General features: G+C 61.0%; 21 protein-coding genes. 12 read left to right on the forward strand and 9 right to left on the reverse strand.

The genetic code is table 11. The annotated features are described in order from the left end of the window. Positions 1-8 precede the first annotated feature (8 nt). The 3 genes from AB4N43_RS28485 to AB4N43_RS28495 all read left to right on the forward strand — a co-directional run bounded on the left by AB4N43_RS28485 (position 9) and on the right by AB4N43_RS28495 (position 3,994). Positions 9-1,043: an aldo/keto reductase gene (locus tag AB4N43_RS28485; RefSeq protein WP_310265070.1), complete on the forward strand. Its 1,035-nt coding sequence runs from the start codon at positions 9-11 to the stop codon at positions 1,041-1,043. Further along, on the forward strand, positions 1,040-2,473 hold the full coding sequence (locus AB4N43_RS28490) for an NAD-dependent succinate-semialdehyde dehydrogenase (protein ID WP_460152447.1): 1,434 nt from the start codon (positions 1,040-1,042) through the stop codon (positions 2,471-2,473). The genes AB4N43_RS28485 and AB4N43_RS28490 overlap by 4 nt, the downstream gene beginning before the upstream one ends. Positions 2,474-2,629: 156 nt before the next feature. Then, on the forward strand, positions 2,630-3,994 hold the full coding sequence (locus AB4N43_RS28495; protein ID WP_027924704.1) for an MFS transporter: 1,365 nt from the start codon (positions 2,630-2,632) through the stop codon (positions 3,992-3,994). Between the two features lie 126 nt (positions 3,995-4,120). On the opposite strand, the gene AB4N43_RS28500 is transcribed toward AB4N43_RS28495, so the two are convergent. Together AB4N43_RS28500 and AB4N43_RS28505 are read right to left on the reverse strand one after the other, a co-directional pair. After that, positions 4,121-4,996, reverse strand: coding sequence for a LysR substrate-binding domain-containing protein (locus tag AB4N43_RS28500; protein WP_059182702.1), 876 nt, complete (start codon positions 4,994-4,996; stop codon positions 4,121-4,123). Between the two features lie 222 nt (positions 4,997-5,218). Next, positions 5,219-6,397, reverse strand: coding sequence for a hypothetical protein (locus AB4N43_RS28505; RefSeq protein ID WP_460152450.1), 1,179 nt, complete (start codon positions 6,395-6,397; stop codon positions 5,219-5,221). A gap of 185 nt (positions 6,398-6,582) precedes the next feature. Between AB4N43_RS28505 and AB4N43_RS28510 the strand changes: the two genes are divergently transcribed. The 7 genes from AB4N43_RS28510 to AB4N43_RS28540 all read left to right on the forward strand — a co-directional run bounded on the left by AB4N43_RS28510 (position 6,583) and on the right by AB4N43_RS28540 (position 14,936). Beyond that, positions 6,583-7,515 (forward strand): LysR substrate-binding domain-containing protein, encoded by a 933-nt coding sequence (locus AB4N43_RS28510; protein WP_059182704.1) that lies wholly within the window; start codon positions 6,583-6,585, stop codon positions 7,513-7,515. Positions 7,516-7,748: 233 nt separating this feature from the next. Next, entirely contained in the window at positions 7,749-9,173 is a 1,425-nt protein-coding gene (aldA, locus tag AB4N43_RS28515; protein WP_460154239.1) for an aldehyde dehydrogenase, read from the forward strand. A 157-nt stretch (positions 9,174-9,330) separates the two neighbouring features. Then, complete coding sequence (locus AB4N43_RS28520; RefSeq protein WP_460152452.1) at positions 9,331-10,650, forward strand: MFS transporter; 1,320 nt, start codon at positions 9,331-9,333, stop codon at positions 10,648-10,650. A 1-nt stretch (position 10,651) separates the two neighbouring features. Then, positions 10,652-11,869, forward strand: a complete 1,218-nt coding sequence (locus tag AB4N43_RS28525) for a mandelate racemase/muconate lactonizing enzyme family protein (protein ID WP_027924698.1) — start codon at positions 10,652-10,654, stop codon at positions 11,867-11,869. Between the two features lie 181 nt (positions 11,870-12,050). After that, positions 12,051-13,658, forward strand: coding sequence for a GMC family oxidoreductase (locus AB4N43_RS28530; protein WP_410922710.1), 1,608 nt, complete (start codon positions 12,051-12,053; stop codon positions 13,656-13,658). A gap of 112 nt (positions 13,659-13,770) precedes the next feature. Next, on the forward strand, positions 13,771-14,178 hold the full coding sequence (locus AB4N43_RS28535; RefSeq protein WP_027924696.1) for a response regulator: 408 nt from the start codon (positions 13,771-13,773) through the stop codon (positions 14,176-14,178). A gap of 89 nt (positions 14,179-14,267) precedes the next feature. Next, on the forward strand, positions 14,268-14,936 hold the full coding sequence (locus AB4N43_RS28540; protein ID WP_460152455.1) for an HAD-IA family hydrolase: 669 nt from the start codon (positions 14,268-14,270) through the stop codon (positions 14,934-14,936). Positions 14,937-15,068: 132 nt separating this feature from the next. Here AB4N43_RS28540 and AB4N43_RS28545 read toward each other — a convergent pair whose 3' ends face one another. The 7 genes from AB4N43_RS28545 to AB4N43_RS28575 form a co-directional block, all read right to left on the reverse strand. After that, the gene (locus AB4N43_RS28545) at positions 15,069-15,431 is read right to left on the reverse strand and encodes a Na+/H+ antiporter subunit G (protein ID WP_027924694.1); all 363 of its coding nucleotides are present in this window, start codon (positions 15,429-15,431) and stop codon (positions 15,069-15,071) included. Then, positions 15,428-15,706, reverse strand: a complete 279-nt coding sequence (locus tag AB4N43_RS28550; protein WP_027924693.1) for a K+/H+ antiporter subunit F — start codon at positions 15,704-15,706, stop codon at positions 15,428-15,430. Before AB4N43_RS28550 ends, AB4N43_RS28545 begins: the two co-directional genes overlap by 4 nt. Further along, positions 15,703-16,191 (reverse strand): Na+/H+ antiporter subunit E, encoded by a 489-nt coding sequence (locus AB4N43_RS28555; RefSeq protein ID WP_027924692.1) that lies wholly within the window; start codon positions 16,189-16,191, stop codon positions 15,703-15,705. The genes AB4N43_RS28550 and AB4N43_RS28555 overlap by 4 nt, the downstream gene beginning before the upstream one ends. Continuing rightward, positions 16,188-17,873 carry a monovalent cation/H+ antiporter subunit D gene (locus AB4N43_RS28560; RefSeq protein ID WP_460152458.1) on the reverse strand — a complete coding sequence of 562 codons (1,686 nt, stop codon included), beginning with the start codon at positions 17,871-17,873 and terminating at the stop codon, positions 16,188-16,190. The genes AB4N43_RS28555 and AB4N43_RS28560 overlap by 4 nt, the downstream gene beginning before the upstream one ends. Next, a complete protein-coding gene (locus AB4N43_RS28565) occupies positions 17,870-18,214 on the reverse strand; it encodes a Na+/H+ antiporter subunit C (protein ID WP_007944721.1) in 345 nt (114 codons plus the stop codon). The genes AB4N43_RS28560 and AB4N43_RS28565 overlap by 4 nt, the downstream gene beginning before the upstream one ends. After that, positions 18,214-21,132 carry a monovalent cation/H+ antiporter subunit A gene (locus AB4N43_RS28570; RefSeq protein WP_059182707.1) on the reverse strand — a complete coding sequence of 973 codons (2,919 nt, stop codon included), beginning with the start codon at positions 21,130-21,132 and terminating at the stop codon, positions 18,214-18,216. The genes AB4N43_RS28565 and AB4N43_RS28570 overlap by 1 nt, the downstream gene beginning before the upstream one ends. A gap of 193 nt (positions 21,133-21,325) precedes the next feature. Continuing rightward, complete coding sequence (locus AB4N43_RS28575; protein ID WP_460152461.1) at positions 21,326-22,351, reverse strand: DMT family transporter; 1,026 nt, start codon at positions 22,349-22,351, stop codon at positions 21,326-21,328. On the opposite strand from AB4N43_RS28575, the gene AB4N43_RS28580 reads away from it, so the two are divergent. Together AB4N43_RS28580 and AB4N43_RS28585 are read left to right on the forward strand one after the other, a co-directional pair. Continuing rightward, positions 22,346-22,909 carry a helix-turn-helix domain-containing protein gene (locus AB4N43_RS28580; protein WP_027924688.1) on the forward strand — a complete coding sequence of 188 codons (564 nt, stop codon included), beginning with the start codon at positions 22,346-22,348 and terminating at the stop codon, positions 22,907-22,909. The two genes, AB4N43_RS28575 and AB4N43_RS28580, sit on opposite strands and share 6 nt — an antisense overlap. A gap of 359 nt (positions 22,910-23,268) precedes the next feature. Then, positions 23,269-24,714, forward strand: a complete 1,446-nt coding sequence (locus tag AB4N43_RS28585) for an FAD/NAD(P)-binding protein (protein WP_460152464.1) — start codon at positions 23,269-23,271, stop codon at positions 24,712-24,714. Positions 24,715-24,761: the final 47 nt, after the last annotated feature.

The following is a 24,761-nucleotide window of genomic DNA, read 5'->3' on the forward strand; positions in this document are numbered from 1 at the left end:
TCCGCGCCATGCAATACATTCGTTTGGGCAACTCCGGCCTGCAAGTCTCCCGTCTGTGCCTGGGCACGATGAACATGGGCACTCCGGACTGGAAACCGTGGATCTTCGACGAGAAGAAAAGCGAGCCAATCGTCGCGCACGCCCTCGACAACGGCGTCAACTTCATCGACCTGGCGGACTTCTATTCCGCTGGCGTTGGCGAGGAAGTGGTGGGACGCATCGTCAAGCGCCTGGCCCGTCGCGAAGACCTGGTGATCACCACCAAAGTCGGCTACGGCACCCGCAACGGCATCAATGCCAGTGGCCATTCGCGCAAACACATCATGGACAGCATCGACGCTTCGCTGAAGCGCTTGAACATGGATTACGTCGATGTGTTCATGCTGCATTACTTCGATGTGAACACCCCGGTCGAAGAAACCATGAGCGCCATGAACGACATCGTGCGCTCCGGCAAGGCCCGTTACATCGGCGTCTCGACCATGCTCACCGGGCAATTGGCGAAGATCCTCATGGCCTGTGAGCGCAACGGTTGGGTCAAGCCGATCAACATGCAGCTGCAATTGAACTGCGCCTACCGCGAAGAAGAGCGCGAGATGATTCCGTTCTGCCGCGACCAAGGCCTCGGTGTCTCGGTGTTCAGCCCGCTGGCCCGTGGCTTGCTGACCGGCGACGTGCAGTCGACCCGCAACCAGACCGACTTTTTCACGCAGCAGATGTACAGCGACGAAGCCTCGTTCGAAATCGCCCATTCGGTGCAACGTGTCGCCCGTGCCCGTGGCGTGTCCAACGCGCAAATTGCCCAGGCCTGGGTGGCCAACCATCCGGGTGTGGATTGCATGCTGGTGGGCGCTGACACCACCGAACAGTTCGACAGTGCACTGGCCGCGCTCGATACCAGACTTGACGCCGAAGAACTGCACGAACTGGAACGCAATTACACCCCGTGCGACGTGATCAACGATTACACCGCCGGCAAACGTATCTTGCGTTCGGCCCGTCCGGGTCTGGAACGCTTCACCCTGACTGAGGCTGTGGCATGAGCGCGCTGATTCGCACGGGTAATTTCATCGACGGCCAATGGTCGTCCGGTGGCCCGACTTACCCGGTGTTCAACCCGGCCAACGGCGAGTTGATCACCGAAGTACAAAAGGCTGGCGCCAAAGAAACCAATCGGGCGATTGAAGCCGCCAACCGTGCATTGCCGGCGTGGCGCAAGCTCACTGCCAAGGAGCGCAGCCAGAAGCTCAAGCGCTGGAGCGAGCTGATGCTGAGCAACCAGAAGGACTTGGCGACTCTGCTCAGCCGCGAACAAGGCAAGCCATTGGCCGAGGCCATGGGCGAAGTGGTCTACGCCGCGAGTTTTCTGGAGTGGTTTGCCGAAGAGGCCAAGCGTGCTTACGGCGACGTGATCCCGAGCCACAAGGCCGATGCGCGGATCATCGTGGTCAAGGAAGCCATCGGTGTGGTCGCCGCGATCACCCCGTGGAACTTCCCGCTGGCCATGGTCACGCGTAAGGTCGGTCCGGCATTGGCCGCCGGTTGCACGATGATCCTCAAGCCTTCGGAAGAAACGCCGCTGTCGGCCTTCGCCCTGGCGGTGTTGGCGGAGCAAGCGGGTATTCCGGCGGGGGTGTTCAACATTGTGTCTGGCGATGCGGTGGCCATCGGTGGGGCGCTGCAAGCGTCGAGCATCGTGCGCAAACTGTCGTTCACCGGCTCCACGCGCACCGGCAAATTGCTGATGCGCCAGGCGGCGGAAACCCTGAAAAAGGTCTCGCTGGAACTGGGCGGCAACGCGCCGTTCATTGTCTTCGACGATGCCGATCTCGACGCTGCGGTCAAAGGCGCGATGGCCTCGAAGTTCCGCAACACCGGGCAGACCTGCGTCTGTGTGAACCGCTTCTTTATTCAGGACGGCGTCTACGAAGCCTTTACCGGCAAACTCGCGGAAGCCGTTGCGGCGATGCGCGTCGGCAGTGCGCTGGACGGGGAAACCGAGCAAGGCCCGCTGATCAACGCGGCGGCGCTGGCCAAGGTCGAGCTGCACGTCGGCGATGCACTGGAGAAGGGCGCCACGCTGTTGTGTGGCGGCCGTCGTCATGCGCTCGGCGGCACGTTCTACGAGCCGACCATCCTCGCCGAAGCCAGCAGCGAAATGCTTATCGCGCAGGAAGAAACATTCGGCCCGGTGGCGGCCTGCTTCCGTTTCAAGGACGAAGCCGAAGTGCTGCAAAAGGCCAACGACACGCCATTCGGTTTGTCGGCCTACTTCTACAGCCGCGACATCGGCCGCGTGTGGCGCATGGCCGAAGGACTGGAAGCGGGGATGGTCGGGATCAACGAAGGGATCATTTCCACGGAAGTGGCGCCGTTCGGCGGCATCAAGGAATCGGGCCTCGGTCGCGAGGGTTCGAAGTACGGTCTGGATGACTACCTGGAAATCAAATACCTGTTGATGGGCGGCCTCTAACCCCCACCACACCCCTTGTAGGCGTGAGCCTGCTCGCGATGGCGGTGTGTCAGGCAACACAGCTTCGACTGACACCCTGCTATCGCGAGCAGGCTCACTCCTACAGAACAGCGATCGGTTTCATTTCTCCGTCAATAACAACAATTGGAGATTTACATGTCCGTACAACCGGTAAAAATCGACGACCTGCCCATCGGGCGCTTTCACCTGAAAATCGCCGGCCTGACCTTCGGCGCGCATTTCACCGACGGCTACATCCTCGGCCTGATCGGCATCGCGTTCACCTTGCTGAGCCCGCAGATGCACCTGGATGCGTTCTGGCAGGGACTGATCGGTGCTTCGGCCCTGATCGGCCTGTTCCTCGGCAGCCTGTTTTTCGGCTGGATCTCCGACAAGGTCGGCCGTCAGAAAATCTTCCTGGTCAGCTTTGTCCTGATCACTATCGCCTCGGTCATGCAGTTCTACGCCGAAACCGCGATGGGCCTGTTTCTGTGCCGGGTGCTGATCGGCATCGGGCTGGGCGGTGATTTCAGTGTCGGCCACGCCATGCTGGCCGAATTCGCGCCGAAGAAGCATCGCGGCGTGCTGCTCGGTTCGTTCAGTGTGATCTGGACCTTCGGCTACGTGGCCGCGACGTTTGTCGGCACCGCCATGCTTAGTCTGGGTGATGACGCCTGGCGCTGGATGCTGGCGTCTTCGGCGATCCCGGCGGCGTTGATTCTGATTGCGCGCATCGGCACGCCAGAGTCACCGCGCTGGCTGGTGAACCAGGGCCGAATTGCCGAAGCGCGGGCAATCGTCAAGAAGCATCTGGGCGCCAACGTCGAACTCGACGAAACCCAATCCACCGAAACCCGTTCCGGCTACGCAGTGCTGTTCAGCCGTGAATACCGCAAACGCACCGCGTTCAACTGCCTGTTTTTCGTCTGCATCGTCATGCCGTACTTCGCCATCTACACCTTCCTGCCTTCGATTCTGCAGAAGATGGGCCTGGCTGAAGGCTTCGGCACTGAACTGATGTTGAACATGCTGCTGATCCTCGGCGCGTTGATCGGGATCTGGTGCACGATCAAATTCTCGCGCCGCGGGTTCTTGATCAACTCGTTCATCATTCTGGCGGTCGCGTTGTTCATGCTGGCGGTGTTGCCGAGCAGTGCAGCGTTCCTGATGGTGCTGGTGTTCGGGCTGTTTACCCTGGTGTTGTCGGCGGTGAGTAACCTGGTGGGCGTGTTCCCGGCCGAGAGCTTCCCGACTGAAGTGCGGGCCAGCGGGATTGGCCTGGCCACGGCGGTCAGCCGGTTGGGTTCGGCAATCAGTACGTTCTTGTTGCCGGTGAGTGTGGCGGGGATCGGCTTGAGCCCGACGATGGGGATTCTGGCGGCGATCCTGGCCATCGGCGCCTGGCTGTCCTGGGCGTGGGCGCCGGAAACCAAATCGCTGACACTGAGCCAGGCGTGCAAGGCACAGAGCCCGGTGGAGGGCGGTGCGGCGGTGGCGGTGAAAGTCCCGGCCCCGATCTAACAGACTGTCAAAGTTCCCATGTGGGAGCGGGCTTGCTCGCGAAGACGGAGTGTCAGTCACCATCAATATTGACTGACACTCCGTCTTCGCGAGCAAGCCCGCTCCCACATTAGAATGTCGGTGGCTTCAGGGATTGCTGACCAATCCCAACCAATCCGTAAACAACCGCACCTTCGACAACCCCTGCTTGTCATTCGCCACATCCAGCCAATAGCCATACGGCCCGATCACCTCCACCGGGGTAATCGGCAGCAGGCTGCCATTGGCCAATTCCTTCTCGATCATCTGCCGGTCAATCACCGCCAGGCCACCCCCGGCCAGCGCGGTGTGGATCACTTGATCCAGCGTGCTGAACTCCAGCCCTTGCGCGGCATCGACATCGTCGCGTCCCATGGCCGCCAACCAGTTTTCCCAGACCTTCAAGCGTTTGCCATCGTGCAGGATGTGCAGCAGCGCAAAGCCCCGCAGATCCGGCGGCTGACCGTCGCTGAACAGCTCCGGACTGGCCACGGCGATGTGTCGTTCCATCACCAGCAATTGGCTGCTGCAATGGCTGTTGGCTTCGAGGCCGAAGCGGATGTGGCAGTCGATTTCCGCGAGGCTGTCGTGGCTGGCCTGATTGGTCACACTCAGGCTGATGTCGGGATAACGCTGACAGAACACGCGCAAATGCGCCGACAACCAGCGCGTCGCCCAGGTCGGTGGCGCGAGGATTCTCAGGCGCTGGCGCAGGTTGGGTACGCGCACGGCTTGCAGGGCACGTTCAATATGGTCGAACGCTTCCGCGAGGTGCGGGGAGAGGGCGATGCCGGATTCGGTCAGCGACAAACCCTGGGGCGTGCGCACGAACAGCGCGACGCCGAGGTAGTCTTCCAGTTGCTTGATCTGGCGGCTGACGGCGCCTTGGGTGACGTTGAGGCCGAGCGCCGCCTGGCTGAAGCTGCGATGACGCGCGACCTCTTCGAAGACGCGCAGCATATTGAGCGAGGGCAGTTGACGCATCGAAGGTGGACTCCGTACCGGCCTCTGGTGTTGCGTCGGGCCGGTTTATTGTTTTGGCGGCGTTCTCTGTGGTGCCTATCTGACTATTAGCAATGGGCGGATGCAAGTGTTGTTTAGGCTGACGCCATCGCGAGCAAGCTCGGCTCCTGCAAGAGTGCGCTAAACCCTGTAGGAGCCGAGCTTGTTCGCGATGACTTTATCAAGGACGCTAGAACTACCCGATCAGAAGTAATACCCAATGTTCACATAAAGCTGATTCTCCCACTGATCACTCCCGCCAGCCCCCAGACTCTGGGTGTAACTGCTCCCCCCGATATACGGATCATTCTTGCCAAACAACCACTCCGCTGCGACCCACAATTTACTCACCGAAAACGAACTGCCCAAAATCACCCGCTCCGACGTCTTGAACTCGCTGGCGGATTTATCGAAGGCGCTGTAGTTGGCGTACAGCTTGACCCCGCTGACCTGGTCGAACAGGTATTTCCCGGCGACGTCGTAACTGATGTCCGCCACATACAAGTTGCCGCGACTGGCAACGTTGTACGTGCCGTCATAACCGCCAAGGGTAACCAACTCATCGGTGCCGGGGTTACGCGGCGACATCTGTTGCCGTGCCGCTTGCAACTGCACACCCCACGGGCCGTTCTTGCCCAGGTAGTGAATGGCCACGGCATTGCGCCGGCCATCGGCATTGGTGTCCTTGTTCTCCAGCGACGAACTCAGGCCGGAGAGCCCGACCTCCGATTTCCACGGTCCCAGGTCCAGCGCCTTGGCCACCCGCAGCACCACGGTGTTGCGCTCCTGGTTGTTGCTGCCGTCGGCGACATAGCTGTCGGCTTCGGACACCACGCTGGAGTAAGTGACCCCGTTGCTGGTGCCTTTGCCTTGCCACGCCGGGCGCAAGTAGTAACCGGCCTGGAGGTTCCAGTCGCCCGATTGCTGGACGTACTTGGCGCCGACCTGTTGCACATCTTCCAGGCCGATGACGTTGCCCAGGGTTTCGTAGAAGGTGCTGCCGAAGTACGGCTGCAAACCGAACGGCACCGTGTTCAGGCCTACTTGCACCTGCTGGTCGGGGTTGAACTTGTAGCCGGCCCACGCGAACTTGGCGAACTGGATGTCGGCATAGTTCTTGGTGTACTGATACGGATAAGACCGGCCATAGAAACGATACTGGGCCTCGCCGATCCAGCTGTCGGAGTTGTACTTGGCGCTGAGGAACATGGTGTCCAGGCCGAACTTCTGGATGTCGCGATCCGGGTCGTAGTCCCAGCGCGCACGAACCGCGCCGCCGAGGTCAAGATTGTCGGTCACTTGCACGGCCATGGCAGGAGCCGCAAAGGTGCAGAACAGAGCGATGTACAGAGGACTTAGGCGCAGGGAAGCAGGGAAGGGCATGGGGCAGCTCTCGGTTATTTTTATATGAGATGCCGGCCAGTCTTGCGATGAACGGTGGGTTGAACAAACGATTAAAAATGCGCGCAAACCTTCCTCAGATGCATGTTACTGAGAAAATCCTGTAGGACAATGTGTGGCGGGCATGGGATGCTTGGCCGATCAGCTAACGTCCTCGAGTGCTTTCCATGAAACGCAAAATGCCCGGTCTTAATGCCCTCAAGGCGTTTGAAGTGGCCGGCAGCACCGGTAGTTTTACCCGCGCCGCCGAGTTGTTGAACGTGACCCAGAGTGCGGTCAGCCGCCAGGTCCGTCAGCTGGAGGAGCAGCTCGGCGAGAGCCTGCTGGAACGCCGCCACCACCACCTCGAACTGACCAGCGCCGGCAAGGTATTACTGCGGGCATTGCATCAATCCTTCGACAAGATCGAGCTGACGGTGCGCAGCATCCAGCAGAAAACCCATTCCAATCGCCTGCACATCAACGCGCCGCCGACCTTTACCAACCGCTGGCTGATGCCGCGTCTGGGGCGGTTGCGCGAGAAGCATCCCGAGCTGGAACTGAGTATCACCACGCGCTTGCAGGACAGCTTGGCGGAAACCAGCACCCTCGACTGTGCGATCCGTTTCGGCGATGGCGAATGGGATGGCCTCAACAGCTCGATGCTGATTCAGGAGCGGCACATCGCGGTGTGCGCGCCGACCTTGTATGCGCGGGAGTGGAGCGAGCAGGGCATCGACCTCAATCGGCTGACATTGCTGCATGTGCTGGCCCGGGAAGACCAGCGCTACCTGACCTGGAAACACTGGCTGGACGCCGCACGCATCACCGGGGTCGACACCCAGGGCGGGTATGAATTCGACCTGCTGGACCTGGCCATTCGTGCGGCCGTCGATGGCCTCGGCATCACCATCGCCGACTGGCACATGGTCGCCCCGGAACTGGCCAGCGGGCAGCTGACCCAAGTGCTCAACGTGCATGTGGAAGGGCACCAGTCCTATTGGCTGGTCACCCGGCCGGAGCAGACCCTGATGCCGCAATTGCAGGTGTTCAGCCAGTGGTTGCAGGAAGAAATCTGGTTGGCGCAACGGCAGCTCGAACCCTCAACCGCCGCTCTCTGACCACCACAAATCCCTGTGGGAGCGAGCTTGCTCGCGATGGCGGAGTGTCAGGCAATGCAGTTGTCGACTGATACACCGCCATCGCGAGCAAGCTCGCTCCCACAGGGGATCTCATCGTTCCAGCGGGTAACCTGCATTTTTCGAATGTTTGCCTGCTCAATAAATCGTTTGTTCAACCCGCTCAGGATGCCAAGACTGCTCGAACTGGATAAAAACAACGATGGGCGATGCACATGCGACTCGAGCGAAATTTTGTTAACGGCCACTTCATCGAACCTGCCAGCGATGCGCTGATCGCAGTCTATAACCCGGCGACCGAAGCATTGGTCGGCCACGTCGCGGCCGCCACCGCTGTCGAAGCGGTCAACGCGGTTGAAGCGGCTGCCGCCGCGCAAAAGGTCTGGGGCAAACTCACCAGTATCGAACGCGCCGAACACCTGCGTTCCTTCGCCGATGCCCTGGACGCCTGCGCTGAACACATTGGCGCCGCCCTGGCCGCCGAGTCCGGCAAAAGCGTGGCCGATGCCAGCAACGAAGCCCGTTACGCCGCGCAGATCACCCGCTATCACGCCGAATGGGCCCGCCGCATTGAAGGCGAGATCATTCCCAGCGACAGCCCGAACGAAAACCTGTTCCTGCACCGCGAAGCCATTGGCGTGGTCGCGTGCCTGATTCCGTTCAACTACCCGGTCTATACGCTGCTGCGCAAAATCGCCCCGGCGCTGATTGCCGGCAACACCGTGGTGGTGCGTCCAAGCAACAACACACCGACCTCGGCCTTTGAAATCGCCAAGGCTGTGGCGCAATCCGGACTGCCGGCCGGCGTGGTGAACATCCTGACCATGGACCACGCCACTGCGGCCGCTGTTTGCACGCACAAGGCTGTGGGCCTGATCACCCTGACCGGCAGCGTCAATGCCGGGCGCATCGTGCTCGATTACTGCAAGGCTAATATCGCCAAGCCATCGCTGGAACTGGGCGGCAAAACCCCGGCGATCATCGAAGCTGACGCCGACCTTGAAGCCGCCGCGACTGCCATCGTCGCCTCGAAAACCACCCACTGCGGCCAGTTGTGCACGGCGGTGGAGCGGGTCTACGTGCAGGAAAGCATCTATGAACCATTCCTCGCGCTGCTGAAAGCGAAACTCAGCGCCGTGAAGTTCGGCGACCGCGCCACCGACGCCAGCTTCATGGGCCCGTTGGTCAACGCCAGTTCGCAGCAGAACATCCACGCCATGGTCGAGCGCGCCATCGCGGACGGCGCCGTCCTGGAAACCGGTGGTTTTATTCCGCAAGGCAACGGCCATTTCTACCCGCCGACCCTGCTCAGCGGCTGCCGCCAGGACATGGAAATCATCCAGGAAGAAATCTTCGGCCCGGTGCTGCCGGTGCTCAAGTACCGCGACATCGACGAAGCGCTGGCGATGGCCAACGACCATCAGTTCGGCCTGGCCTCGGTGCTCTACACCGAGAACTACCGCACCACGATGAAAGTCGCCAACGGCATCGAAGCCGGCGAGCTCTACATCAATCGCACCCCGGCCGATCCGTACCAGGGCTACCACGCTGGCTGGAAACGCTCGGGCCTGGGCGGCGATGACGGCAAGCACGGCATGCTCGAATTCACCCAGACCCGTCTCGTGGTCATGAAGTACTAGGGCGGCAGCGACAAGTTTCACGCTTCAAGCTGCAAATAAAAGCGAACGGTAACCGGCTCTGGTTTGCCGCTTACAGCTTGGCGTTTGCAGCTGCTTCACTCCAATAAAAACAATTAACAGGGCCACCCGGACCACCGGGCGGCCAGAGGTCACCTAGATGTCCAAGCAAGCATCCACTGCTGCCGCTGTTCGGGGTTCGAATGCGGGTTCAATCAGCCAGAGTGACAAGGGCAGTCGCTATTTCCAATTGATGTTATTGGTGCTGGCCGCCGGTGCGATCTACCCGATCCTGTACCTGCGCCAGGTCTACCAGACCACCATGCTCGAAGTGTTCCAGATCAACCACAGCGAGCTGGGGTATCTGTATTCGATGCTCGGCACGATTTTCCTCCTGAGTTACTTGCCGAGTGGCTGGCTGGCGGATCGCATTGCCCCACGCTTCCTGATTTTCTTCTCGCTGGTTGCCACCGGTGCCCTGGGCCTGTGGTACTCCACTGCGCCGTCGATGACCGGGTTGATGATCATCTTCGGATGCTGGGGCCTGACCACCGGCCTGACGTTCTGGGCCTCGGTGCTCAAGCGCGTGAAGATGATTGCCCATCACACCGAGCAGGGCCGTTTCTTCGGCATCCTTGACGGCGGTCGCGGGCTGGTCGAAGCCTTGCTGGCAACGGTCGCGCTGGGGCTGTTTGCTTTCGCCACCGAAACTCGCGGTGAGTCGGCGGCTGAAGGCTTCAAGCATGTGGTCTACCTGTATGCCTTCACCTGTATCGCCATCGGCTGTGTGCTGGTGTTGATCAAGGACCCGAAGTCGATGGAAGACACGGCGGCGGTGGAGAAGGGCAAGTACAACCTGCTCAGCGACCTGACCACCCTGGTGAAAATCCCTGAGCTGTGGCTGGTCACCGCCATCGTGTTCTGCGGTTATCACATCTTCTGGGCCACCTACAGCTTCTCCGATTACCTGCAGGGCGGCGGCATGACTGCGGTCATGGCCGGCACCATCACCACCATCAAACTGTGGATGCGCCCGATTGGCGGCATCGGCGGTGGCTGGCTGGGTGACAAGTTCTCGAACATCTCGGTGCTGATCGTGGCGCTGTTCTGCGCGACGTTGGCGATGGTCGGCCTGATCGTGTTCCCGGCGCTCAACAGCATGGGCCTGTTGGTCGGCACAGTGATTTTCATCGGCCTGATGACCTACGCCATTCGCGGTTTGTACTGGGCGATCCTCGACACCTGCAACATTCCGCTGCGCATCACGGGGCTGGCCATCGGCATTGTCTCGGTGGTCGGTTATCTGCCAGACGCATTCATTCCTTTGATCAACGGCTACCTTACCGAGCATTTCCCGGGTGCCTTTGGTTACAAGCTGTATTTCGGCTACATCGCTTTCGTCGGCCTGCTGGGGACCCTCGCGGCGCTGACCTTGCGTGCTCGTATCAATCGTAAATCCCTGATTAAGACAGGTGCCTGAGATGAAAATCGTCGCCCTTGAAACCCATATCGTCGCCGTACCGCCACCGCACATCGGCGGGATGTACTGGCTGTTCGTCAAGATCAAAACCGATTGCGGCATCGAAGGCGTGGGCGAGATCTACGCCGCGACCTTCGGCCCTAAAGCCATGTTGCCAATCATCGAAGACGTGTTCGAACGCTACCTGTTGAACCAGGACCCGCACCACATCGAACGCTTCTTCCGTCAGGCCTATTCGAGCGGTTTCACCCAGCGCCCGGACCTGACCATGATGGGTGTGGTCAGCGGCCTGGAAATGGCTTGCTGGGACATCATCGGCAAAGCGGCGAACAAGCCGGTGTATGAACTGTTGGGCGGCAAGGTCAACGAACGCCTGCGTTCCTACACCTACCTCTACCCGGTGAACAGCAAGGGCGAGTACGACTACGACGACCCGGACCTGGCCGCCGAGTGCGCCATCGAGAACATGAACAAAGGCTTCACCGCCGTGAAATTCGACCCGGCCGGGCCGTACACCGCGTATTCCGGGCATCAGATTTCCCTGGAAGTGCTGGAACGCTGCGAAACCTTCTGCCGCAAGATCCGCGAAGCGGTGGGCGACAAGTGCGACCTGCTGTTTGGGACCCACGGGCAAATGGTGCCGTCCTCGGCGATTCGCCTGGCCAAGCGCCTGGAGAAGTACGACCCGCTGTGGTTCGAAGAGCCGGTGCCGCCGGGTCAGGAAGAAGCCATGGCGCAGGTCGCGGCCAAGACTTCGATTCCGATTGCCACCGGTGAGCGACTGACCACCAAGTACGAATTCTTCAAGCTGCTGCAAGCCGGTGGCGCGTCGATTCTGCAGATGAACGTCGCCCGCTGCGGTGGTCTGCTGGAAGCGAAAAAGATCGCCAGCATGGCCGAAGCCTATTACGCGCAAATCGCCCCACACCTCTACAACGGGCCGATTGGCGCGGCCGCGAGTTTCCAGTTGGCAACTTGCACGCCGAACTTCCTGATCCAGGAAAGCATCATGACCTGGGGCGGTTTCCATGCCGAAGTCCTGACCAAGCCGCTGCAATGGGAGGACGGCTACATCATCCCGTCCACCGAGCCGGGCCTGGGCGTGGAGCTGAACATGGACGTGGTGCGCAGGCATTCGCCGTACACCGGCGAGCGCCTGCACCTGCAAATGGCGCCGACCCCGGTGGACGTTAAAGACACATCGCCAGCCAGGGGCTGAGCGGATTTGCCGCCCACTCGCAAAACCTGTGGGAGCGAGCTTGCTCGCGATGAAGGCCTGACATTCAGCATTAAGGTTGACTGACACGGCGCCTTCGCGAGCAAGCTCGCTCCCACAGGGATCGCGTTTTGACTGATGGATGGGTGGTTTTTTTGTACAACGACTTACGCGGTAACCCTGCATGACTTACGACTACATCATCGCTGGCGCTGGCGCCGCAGGCTGCATTCTGGCCAACCGGCTCTCGGCCAATGGCAAACATTCGGTGTTGCTGCTGGAAGCGGGCGGCAAGGACAGTTCCTTGTGGTTCAAGATTCCGGTCGGCTTCGCCAAAATGTATTACAACCCAACCTTCAACTGGATGTACTACAGCCAGCCACAAAAGCAATTGAGCAACCGCGAAATTTACGCCCCACGCGGCAAAGTGCAGGGCGGTTCGGGTTCGATCAACGCGATGATCTATGTCCGTGGCCAGGCCCACGACTTTGATGATTGGGCGGCCAACGGCAACGAAGGCTGGGGCTTTAAAGATGTGTTGCCGTATTTCCGCAAACTGGAAAACCATCCGCTGGGCGACAGCGAATACCACGGCGGCAGCGGCCCGATCAGTATCACGCCGATGAAGGGCCAGACCCATCCGATCTGCGATGTGTTCCTCAAAGGTTGCGATGAACTCGGTTACCCGCACAGCGACGACTTCAACGGGCCGAAATTCGAAGGTTCGGGCATTTACGACGTCAACACCAAAAATGGCCAGCGTTGCTCCAGCAGCTTTGCCCATTTGCACCCGGCCCTGAGCCGGCCGAACCTGACTGTCGAGCACTACGCCCTGGTGGACCGAGTGCTGTTCGATAACGGCCGCGCAACTGGAATTTCCATTACCCAGCACGGCGTGGTGCGAACCTTCACCGCCAACAAAGAAGTGATTCTTTGCGCTGGTGCGGTGGACACGCCGAAGATCCTGCAACTGTCCGGTGTCGCGGATCAGGCGCTGCTGGCCAAGCACAACATCCCGATGGTCAAGCACCTGCCGGCGGTGGGTCAGAACCTGCAGGATCATCTGTGCGCCAGCTATTACTACAAGGCCAATATCCCGACGCTCAACGATGAGCTGAGTTCGCTGTTCGGTCAGTTCAAACTCGGTCTGAAATACCTGTTCACCCGCAAGGGCGCGCTGGCGATGAGCGTCAATCAGGCCGGCGGATTCTTCCGTGGCAACGAGCAGCAAACCAACCCCAACCTGCAGCTGTACTTCAACCCGCTGTCGTACCAGATCCCGAAAAACAACAAGGCCAGCCTCAAACCGGAGCCGTACTCAGGCTTCCTGTTGTGCTTCAACCCATGCCGACCGACCAGTCGCGGGCACATCGAGATCGCCTCGAAAAATCCCCGGGACGCCGCACTGATTGATCCGAATTACTTGAGCACCCAGAAGGACATCGACGAGGTCATTCAGGGCAGCCGCTTGATGCGCAAGATCATGCAGGCACCGGCGCTCAAGGGCATCACGGTTGAAGAAGTGTTGCCGGGGCCGGTCGTCGAAACCGACGAGCAGATGCTGCAGTATTTCCGCGAAAACAGTGGTTCGATTTACCACCTGTGTGGTTCCTGCGCCATGGGTTCGGACGAGCAGAAGTCCGTGGTCGACCCGCGTTTGAAAGTCCATGGTCTTGAGGGATTGCGCATCGTCGATGCGTCGATTTTTCCTAACGTGACGTCGGGCAATACCCATGCGGCGGTGCTGATGGTGGCCGAGAAGGGCGCCGACCTGATTTTGCAGGACGCCTGATTTCGTCGTCTCCTGTATCAAAAATGAATTTCCGCCAAGTCCGCTGCTCATACCTGATAGGCAGCGGATTTATGGCGCAAAATCATGGGTGTATTCAGGGAGTGTTGAAATCATGGGGCCAGTATCGACGGTGGGCACGAACGTAACTGGCGGGTTGATTCTGGTGGTCGAGGATGACCCGTTGATCCTGGAGTTTCTCTGCGAAATTCTTCAGGAAGAGGGTTTTGTGGTTCAGCCACAGACCAGCGCGGACGCCGCTTCCGCTTACCTGGAGCAACACTCGGACAACGTCCGCCTGTTGCTCACCGACATCACCATGCCGGGCAAGCTCAATGGCGCTGACCTGGCCAATCAGTTTGGCGACCGCTGGCCCGACAAACCGATCATGATCATGTCCGGTTTCGAAACCCCGGAAAGCTCCGGTGTCAGGCATCCCGTTTCGTTCATCAAAAAGCCCTGGGCACTCGGCCAACTGCTCGACTGCGTCAAGGACGCCTTGAAGTCCAAACCCTTCAGCTGAAACGTTATTACGCTGCATGAGTCCGTCTCGCAAGTAAATGCTACATTGCTCGGCACACCCGCCAGGCCCTTGCGAGAGGAAGCTCATCCTTGTCTGCTCATCGATCCGTTTTCAACACACCGTACCGCGCGTTCCTGTTCGACATGGACGGCACCGTGCTCAATTCCATTGCCGCCGCCGAGCGGATCTGGACGATCTGGGCCGTGCGCCACGGGGTGAATGTCGCGTCCTTTCTGCCAACCATTCACGGCGTCCGCGCCATCGACACGGTGAACCGACAGGGGTTGCCGGGTGTAGATGCCGAAGCTGAAGCGGCGTGGATTACCGAGGCAGAAATAGACGACGTGGAGGGGGTTGTCGAGGTTCGTGGTGCGGCGGCATTCCTTCGGTCCTTGCCGGCCGGTCAATGGGCAATCGTGACGTCCGCGCCCAGAACGCTGGCGTTGCGCCGGATGGCGGCGGCGGGCATTCCCGAGCCGGATGTCATGGTGACGGCTGAAGAGGTCAGCGCCGGGAAACCGGATCCAGCGGGGTATCGGTTGGCCGCCAAGCGGCTGGGTGTCGAGGTGACGGATTGCCTGATCTTTGAAGATGCCCCTGTAGGCATTCTCGCGGCAGAAGCGGCGGGGGCGGATTTGGTGATTATCACTGAAACGCATGAGCACCCGATCCAGACACAACATGCCCTGTTGGCCAACTATCAGTCGGTCAGCGCATCCGTGGATCCCGACCAATATCTCCGCCTGAAGCAAATCTAACTGTAGGAGTGGGCCTGCTCGCGATAGCGGTGGATCAGTCACATCAATACCGACTGCCCCACCGCTATCGCGAGCAGGCTCCGGGCGGCGTTCCGACGATGAGGCCCTCCCAGTCAATACAAATCCCCGGATTCAGCTCCCCCTCTCACTCCGCCGACTACTCACCTCAGCCGGCACATCATCCCCAGCCATGCGCTTGCGAAACAACGCCGCCCGAGCCAGCAACAAGGTCGTCACCGGCACGGTAATCGCCAATAGAATCGGAATAAGCCACGCATGCAGCACCGGCCCCGATTTGAGTGCCGAAAAGTAAATGATCGATGCCAGTGCCACGCACCATGCGCCCAATGTCGAGGCCAACGCCGGCGGGTGCATGCGCTGGAAGTAATCCTTCATCCGCACCAGTCCAATGGCGCCAATGAGCGCAAACAGACTGCTGAGCAGCAGCAGAATCGCCACTGGAATCTCAACCCACAGCGACAGTTCGTCAGTCATTCGATCACCTCGCCACGCAGCAGGAATTTCGCCAGGGCAAACGAGCCGACGAAGCCGAACAGGGCGATCAACAGCGCCGCCTCGAAATAGGTGTCACTGGCATAGCGAATGCCGAGCGTCAACATCATCAGCATTGCGATGATGTACAGGTAATCCAGCGCCAGTACCCGATCCTGGGCCGATGGTCCTTTGAACAGGCGCAGCAGCGTCAGGATCATCGCCACGGAAAACAGGAACAGGCTCGCCAGGATGGCGTTCGACAGCAATGCGCTCATTCGAAAATCTCCATCAAGGGGCGCTCATAGGTCGCCTTGAAGTGCTGGATGAACAGCGCTTCGTCATCCAGATCGAACACATGCAGCAACAGGATGCTGCGATCAAGCGCCAGTTCCGACCACACGGTGCCAGGCACCACGGTGCAGATCGCCGACAGCGCGGCGAGGCCATTGGCATCGCGCAAGTCCAGCGGCACCTTGATGAAGCGCGAGCGGGGCGGACGGCGACCGGCGTTCAGCACGCCCCAGGCCACGGCGAGGTTGGACACCACCACATCGCGACCGACCACCAGCAGCAAGCGCAGGATCACCCCCGGACGACGAATTCGAATGGGCAGCGGTCGCAACCGACGCATCATCAACGGCGCGCAGAAACCCAGCATCACACCGAGCAGCAGGTTGCCAGGGCTGATCGACTGGTTCAGCACCAGCCATAACAGCAAGAGTGCCAAGGACAGCCAGGGAGCAGGGAACAAGCGCTTCATGGTTGCACCTCCGCCATCGCCGCCTTGGCTTCCGGGCTTGGCACCGCACGGGTGCCGAGCACGGCCATCACGTATTGCTGCGGGTTGTTCAAGGCGTCAGCGGCCGCTTGGGTGTAGCGCAGCAGCGCTTCAGCCTTGAAGGTCAACGCAATGCTCAGTCCCAGCAGGACGATGATCGGCACGCATTCAAAGCGGCGCAGCAGTGGTGATGGGCGCTCTTGCGGGGTCCAGAAGCGCTGGATGCCCAGGCGCGAGAATGCGATCAACGAGGCGAGCCCCGACAGAATCAACAACGCCAGCAACCCCCACGCCGCATTCGATACCGGTTCGCCGACGCCGTTCCCCAGGCCCAACGGATTGAGAAGGGCGTTGAGCAGGGTGAGCTTGCCGATGAACCCGGAGAGCGGCGGCATGCCGATGATCAGCAGCGCGCAGGCAATAAAGCTCAGGCCGAGGAAGGCCATGGTCCAGGGAATCACCTGGCCGACCACCGCTTTCTGATCGTCATCGAGGTTGATGCCTTTGAGCGGTTGCGCAGCCGGCGCCGGTCGCGCAATCAGGTCGGCGTCGTCGAACAACGGCAGTTCATTGACCGAACGCGAGCGCTCGATCAACTCGGACAGCAGGAACAATGCACTCAACGCCAGGGTCGAGCTGACCAGATAAAACAGCGCCGCCGCGATCAGGTTTGGCTGGGCGAAACCAATGGCTGACAGCAGGATCCCGGCCGACACCAGGATGCTCAGGCTGGCCATCTTTTCCAGGCGTTGCGCCGCCAGAATCGCCAATGCCGCGCAGACAATCGTCGCCATGCCGCCGTAGATCAGCCAGTCGCCGCCAAAGTAGGCGGACGCCCCGGCCTGACCGGAGAACAGCAGCGTCCACAAGCGCAGCAAGGTGTAGACACCGACCTTGGTCATGATCGCGAACATCGCCGCCACCGGAGCGCTGGCCGAGGAGTAGGCCGGCACCAGCCAAAAGTTCAGCGGCCACATCCCGGCCTTGGCCAGAAACGCCACCGCGAGAATCCCCGCGCCAGCATGCAGCAAACCGCGATCAGCTTCCGGCACCAGCGGGATTTTCAGCGCCAGGTCGGCCATGTTCAGTGTGCCGGTGACGCCATAGATCAGCGCCGCGCCAATCAGGAACAGCGACGATGCCAACAGGTTGATCGAAATGTAATGCAGCCCCGCCGACACCCGCGGCCGGCCCGAGCCGTGCAGCATCAAGCCGTAGGACGCCGCCAGCAGCACTTCGAAGAACACGAACAGGTTGAACAGGTCGGCGGTCAGGAACGCACCGTACAACCCCATCAATTGAATCTGGAACAACGCGTGGAAGCTTGAACCGGCGCCGTCCCAACGGGCCATGGCGAACAGCAAGGCGCTGACGCCGATGATCCCGGTCAGCACCAGCATCAAGGCCGACAGCCGATCGACCACCAACACCAGGCCGAACGGCACTTGCCAGTTGCCCGGCAGGTACACGCCGATGGAACCCGGCACGCCAGTGGTTTGTGTCCATTGCAGCAGCAACACGGAAATTCCCAGGCCGAGCAGGCTGGAGAACAGGTTGATCTTGGCCTTCAGCGGACGGTGTTTCTCGCCGAGCATCAACATGATGGCGGCGGTCAGCAGCGGCAGCAGAATCGGTGCGGCGATCAGGTGCGTCATCGCATTCATTCTTTAGGCTCCCGGCCATCCACATGGTCGGTCCCGGTCAAGCCCCGGGAAGCGAGCAGTACCACCAGAAACAATGCGGTCATGGCGAAGCTGATCACGATGGCGGTCAGCACCAGTGCTTGTGGCAGGGGATCGGTGTAATGCAACAAGTCTTGCGGCACGCCATCCTTGATGATCGGCTCGCGGCCGATGAACAGGCTGCCCATGCTGAAGATGAACAGGTTGACGCCATAGGACAGCAGGCACAGGCCCATCACCACCTGAAAGGTCCGTGGCCGCAGGATCAGCCAGACGCCGGAGGCCGCAAGCACGCCGATGGCGATTGCGATGACTTCTTCCATCAGACGGCTCCTTGCGTGGCGACGGGTTTAGGCTGGGCCGCGGTTTTGTGGCCGCGAACCGATTGGTGGGCGAGGGCGGTGAGGATCAACAGCGTCGAACCGACCACCACGGCATACACGCCAATGTCGAAAAACAGCGCGCTGGCGATGTGAATGTCCCCCAGTACCGGCAATGAAAAATGCCAGGTGTGGGTGGTGAGGAACGGATAACCGACCGCCATGGCCCCAAGCCCGGTGACCGTGGCGAACAGCAGCCCGGTGCCCATCCAACGCAGCGGTCGCAGGCTCATTTGCGCCTCGACCCACTGCGTGCCGGCGACCATGTATTGCAGGATGAACGCCACCGACATCACCAGCCCGGCGACAAAACCGCCGCCCGGTTGGTTGTGCCCGCGCATGAACAGGTAGAACGACACCACCAGCGCAATCGGCAACAACAGGCGTACCAGCACCGCCGGGACCATCATGAAACCCAGTGCGGTGTCGCTGGCGTGGCGCGGGTTGACCAGGTCAGTGACCACGTCCGGTGCCAACAGGCGTTGCTGCGCCGGCAACTGCAGGCTTTCTTTCGGCGGGCGGAAGCGTCGCAGCAGGGCGAACACGGTCAGGGCCACGGCCACCAGCACGGTGATTTCACCCAAGGTGTCGAAGCCACGGAAGTCCACCAGCATCACGTTGACCACGTTGCTGCCGCCGCCTTCGGGCAGGGCGCGACTGAGGTAGAACGAGGAAATATCGTTGGGCGTCTGGCGCGTCAGCATCGCGTAGGCCAGCAAGGCCATGCCGCCACCTACCCCGGTCGACAACAGCAAGTCGCGGATACGCCGGATGCGCGCCTTGCGCAGGGTGCTCGGCAGTGGCGAGACTTCTTCGATCCGGCGTGGCAGCCAGCGCAGGCCCAGCAGGATCAGCACCGTGGTCACCACTTCGACCGCCAGTTGCGTCAACGCCAGGTCCGGCGCGGAGAACCAGACGAAGGTTACGCAGGTCATCAGGCCGCAGACGCTGACCATGGTCAGGGCCGCGAGCCGGTGATACTTGGCCTGCCACGCTGCGCCGAGGGCGCAGGCAATCGCCAGCAGCCACAGGGTCACGAACACGATGGAGCCGGGGATTTTCGGCCGGTCGCCCCAGCTCAGGCTGCTGTGAAGCATCGGGATCAGCCCGGCCAGCACGGCGGCGAGGACCACCAGGAACAATTGGGTTTGCAGGCGGTTGGTGCTGATCCGGCGCACCAGGCGACGGGCCAGGCGCATCATGATCACCAGGCCGCGCTCGAACAGGCGCTTGCCGTTGAACCGGCCAATCACCGGCGGGTATTTGAAGCGCCCGCGCTTGAGCTGATTGCGCAACAGCAGGTAGAGCACGATGCCGCCGGACATGGCGATCAAGCTCATGATCATCGGCGCGTTCAAGCCGTGCCAGATCGCCAGGCTGTATTCCGGCAGGGTTCCGCCGACCACCGGCAGGGCCGCGGCGGCCAGGATGGAACCGACCACTTGCGCCGGGAACATCCCCACCACCAGGCAGGTGAACACCAGCAATTCCACCGGCGCACGCATCCAGCGTGGCGGCTCGTGCGGGGTGTGCGGCAGGTCGGTGGCGGTCGGGCCGAAGAACACGTCGACGGTGAAGCGTAGCGAATAGGCGACGCTGAAAGTGCCGGCGATGGTCGCGACGATTGGCAGGCTCCACTCGACCCAGGCCGTGGCATTGATGAACACGGTTTCGGCGAAGAACATTTCTTTCGAGAGGAAACCGTTGAGCAGCGGCACACCGGCCATCGAGGCGCTGGCGACCATGGCCAGGGTGGCGGTGAACGGAATCAGTTTGATCAAACCACTGAGCTTGCGAATGTCGCGGGTGCCGCTTTCGTGGTCGATGATCCCGGCGGCCATGAACAACGAGGCCTTGAAGGTCGCGTGGTTGAGAATGTGGAACACTGCGGCGACGGCCGCCAGCGGGCTGTTCAAGCCCAGCAGCAGGGTGATCAGGCCCAGGTGGCTGATGGTCGAATAGGCCAGCAGCCCTTTGAGGTCGTTCTGGAACATCGCGCAGTACGCGCCCAGCAACAGGGTGCAGGCGCCGGCGCCGCTGACGATGTAGAACCATTCTTCGCTGCCGGACAGCGACGGCCACAGCCGTGCCAGCAGAAACACCCCGGCCTTGACCATGGTCGCCGAGTGCAGATAGGCCGAGACCGGTGTCGGCGCCGCCATCGCGTGGGGCAGCCAGAAGTGGAAGGGGAATTGGGCGCTTTTGCTCAAGGCGCCAATCAGGATCAGGGGCAACAGAATAGGGTAGAGGGCATGTGCGCGAATCAGCTCGCCGGCGGCCAGGACCTTGTCCAGGTCATAGCTGCCGACCACATGGCCGAGGAGCATGACCCCCGCCAGCAGGCACAAACCGCCTGCGCCGGTGACCATCAGCGCCATGTAGGCGCCGCGTCGCGCGTCGCTGCGGTGGTGCCAGTAACCGATCAGCAGGAACGAGAAGAGGCTGGTCAGCTCCCAGAAAAACACGATCTGGATCAGGTTGCCGGAAATCACCAGCCCGAGCATGGCGCCCATGAACGCCAGGAAAAACGCGAAGAACCGGGGCACCGGATCGTCCGGCGACATGTAGTAACGTGCGTACAACGACACCAGCGTGCCGATGCCCAGTACCAGCATCGAGAACAACCAGGCGAAGCCGTCCAGGCGCAGGACGAAGTTAAGGCCGAGGCTTGGCAGCCAGAAGAATTCTTCGCGGATCACTCCGCCATGGGCGATTTGCGGATACAGGAGCGCGACCTGGACCGTGCCGATCAGTGCGATCAGGCCGGCCAGCAGGGGGGCGGTATTGCGTGCGTTGTGTGGCAGGACGGCTGCCAGACAGCTGCCGATAAAAGGCAGAAGCAGTAGAACTATCAGGGACATAGGCTTCTAATCTGCGGAAGTTTGTGAAGCATCATACGTGCCACTCCCAAGATCGCCAAACGCCAAGCTGTCGCAGAATCCTACACGGTAGACGGAAAAAGGCTGATTCACATGGTTTCCAGGGCCAGTTTTTAGCCGGTCTGGCCCCATCGCGAGCAAGCTCGCGATAGCTATCTATCCGGCAACAGAATTATCAAGGTTCAACCGAGGTTTCCCGCTCCAACTCTCCCTCAGCCGCAGTCCCCTTACCTTTGGTCTTCAACTCACTGACAATCACCGCCGCCACAATCAATCCCGCGCCCACCAGCGCAATCGCCGGCAACCGCTCCCCGGCGATCCGTCCGACAATCCCGGCCCACACCGGCTCGCCCGCATAAATCAAGGTCGCCCGGGTCGGTGAAACGCTCTTCTGCGCCCAGTTCATCGCCACCTGAATCGCCGCACTCGCCGCGCCCAGCCCCAACGCGCTGCACAACAGCAGCCAGGAAAAGTCCGGAATGCGTTCCTGGGTCGGCACCACCATCAGAAACGCCAGCACCGAGGTGGTTGCCAATTGCACCACCGTCACCCGCCGCACATCGACCTGACCGGCATAGGTGCTGATCAGAATGATTTCGGCGGCAATCGCAATGGCACTGATCAGCGTGGCGATTTCACCGGGGCTGAAATTGAACGAAGCGCCGGACGGTCCCGACAGCAACATCAGCCCGGTAAACGCCAGCATGATCCCGATGCTCGGCATCAACCCCGGGCGACGTCCCAACACCAGCCATTGCAGCAGCGGCACAAAGGGCACGTACAACGCCGTGATAAACGCCGATTGACTGCTGGGAATGCTCTGCAAGCCCACGGTCTGCAAGCCGTACCCGAGCATGATCGCCACACCGATAAAGGCCCCGGCCTTGAGTTCGAACAAGGTCAGTTCCCGCAGGTGGCGCCAGGAGAACAGCGCCACAAGACTCGCAGCAGCGGCGAAGCGCAGGCCGACGAAAAACATCGGGCCGCTGACGGTCATGGCGTGCTGCACCAACAAAAAGGTGCCGCCCCAGACCATGGTGATCAGCACCAGCACGCACTCGGCTTTGCTGAACCGTGAGAAACGGGGGGAAGAGGAGTTCACCGACGTCATGACCTTGCACGCTACCTGAGGGGGACGCACAATGCGCCGAATGTTGCGCAGTATACTGCCCAACCCCACCAAGTGAGCAATATAGTGCACAAAGATTCCACGCAACGGGCTTCGGTCCTCCAGCACGTCAGCCAAAACGTTCGGCGCCTGCGCCATGCCGCCGACATGAGCCAGACCGCGCTGGCCGAAAAGTCCGGGGTCAGCCGCCGGATGCTGGTGGCCATCGAGGCCGGCGAGAAGAACGTCAGCCTGACCACCCTCGACCGAGTGGCCGAAGCGCTGGACGTGAGGTTCAGCGACCTTATTCAGGCACCGGACGCCCGCGATGCGAGTCGCATCAACGAAGTGGCCTGGGCCGGATTAATCCCCGGCAGCAAAGCTGTTTTATTGTCCAAGGCCACCGCGACTCGTGAAGTGGAGCAATGGGAATGGTGCCTGCAACCAGGTGAAGTTTATCCGTCGCAACCAGATGCCGAAGGCTGGAGTGAACAGATCTACGTGTTCGAAGGCTGCCTGACCCTGATGTTGGGTGATACGCCACAGCACATCGCTGCCGGTGAGTTTTTCATGTTCGCCAGCAACCAGCCTCATGCCTATCGCAACGATGGCCCGGTGGCAGCGCGGTTTGTGCGCAACGTGGTGATCTGACTGTTCGCCGATCAACAGGGGATGGACACTTTGCCTTTCTACAGCTGCACTTTGTTCTCGGAAGGTTCGCCAACCCGTTGAAATAGCTGGAGATAGTAATCGGGTACGACGCCTGCAAAAGGTCCTGGCGCCTTTATCAGAATCCCGAGAAGTTGTTTGAGGAGGGGGCGCGGTTGCCGGAAAGTCATCCGGGGGCGGGGTATCGGGATCTGGCGACGTTGCGGCAACTGGAGAAGAAATGGTGTCTGCGTAGACGCCTTCGCGAGCAGGCCCACTCCTACTAAGGGTGGGTTTGTGTGCGGGAGAGCAACCCATTAAGGTGGCACGCAGCAGCTTTCCATTTGACCAATGAGCATGGCATGAGCGAAATCCAAAGCGCACAGACGACCAACGCCATCCGCCACGCCGACATGCTGATCATCGGCGGCGGCCTCAGCGGTGCGATGCTGGCGGCGCAGTTGTTGCGCTTGCCGGGCCGCCGTTCGGTGCTGGTGATCGAACCACGTGCCGAACTCGGTCGAGGCGAAGCCTACAGCGCGGTCGAATTGGGTCATACGCTGAACGGCAACGCAGCGCGGATGAGCGTCGACCCGGACAATGCCGATGACTTGACGCAATGGCTGACCGAGCACATTGCCGCGGGTGGCTGGCCGGAATCGGCTGAGCAACCAGTACCGATCAGCGAGTTGTTCCCGCCACGAGGGCTATTCGGTGTGTACGTGCAACAACGTCTGGCTGAAGCGCAAGCGGCCGGCGCGTTGAATGGCTCAACCGTCGAGCATGTACAGGCTGAAGTAATCGATCTGCAAACCGACGACGATTCGGTACGGCTGACCTTGAGTGACGGGCAACGCTTGCAGGGCGCTTATGCGGTGCTGGCGACAGGCATGTTCCCCGCCGCGCGCACACCACAGACCGAGTCCAGCGGTTTGAACGCCGCCGCGCTCGATCCGTGGGATGTCGCCGCGATGCGTCAGCTCGATCCACAATCAACGGTGTTGATCATCGGTTCCGGCCTGACCATGGTCGATGCCGTGGTGTCGCTGGAACAGGCTGGGCATCGCGGACCGATCGAAGTGTTTTCCCGCCACGGCTTGCTGCCGCATGTGCGACGGCAACCGCCGGCCTGGGTGGATTTTCTGGCCGCGGATCACAGCCTTCGCACCCCCCGGCAACTGGTGCGCGAACTGCGCCGGCAATGCCGCGAGGCGATCGCCCAAGGTATCGACTGGCAAGCACCGCTCGATACCGTGCGGGCGCACATTGGACGGTTGTGGAATCAGGCCACGGACCTGCAACGTCGGCAGTTTGTGCGGCATGTCCGGCCATGGTGGGAAAGTCATCACCACCGCTCGCCGCCGTTGAGTGCGGCCCTGGTGGAAAGGTTGCACCGGGAAGGGCGGTTGCGGATTCAGGCCGCGTCGTTCAAAGGGCTTGAGCCCGTGTCGCAGGGTGGCGTCAGCATCCGCATTCGCCGCCGTGGCGAGGCCGACACCTGTGTGGTGACTGGCGCGGCGTTGATCAACTCCAGCGGTATCGAATACGACTGGCGTCGGGTCGCTCGACCGTTGCCGCAGCAATTGCTGGCGCGCGGACTGATCCAGCCGGGACCATTGGCGCTGGGAATCGCGGCGGTGGTCGACGGTGCCGTACTGGACGGCGATGGCCAGGTCGCCCGTCGCCTGTTCGCCATGGGCCCGCCGTTGCGCGGCATGTGGTGGGAAAGCACCGCCGTCACCGACGTAGCGCTGCAGGCCAAAGCCCTGGCCGCACGACTGGTGGCAGCTGCTACAGGGATTGCGTAAGGCAAAGAAAAACCCCGGGGAGATCGGATCTGCCCGGGGTTTTGTTC

The organism is Pseudomonas sp. S2_B07, assembly GCF_054668435.1.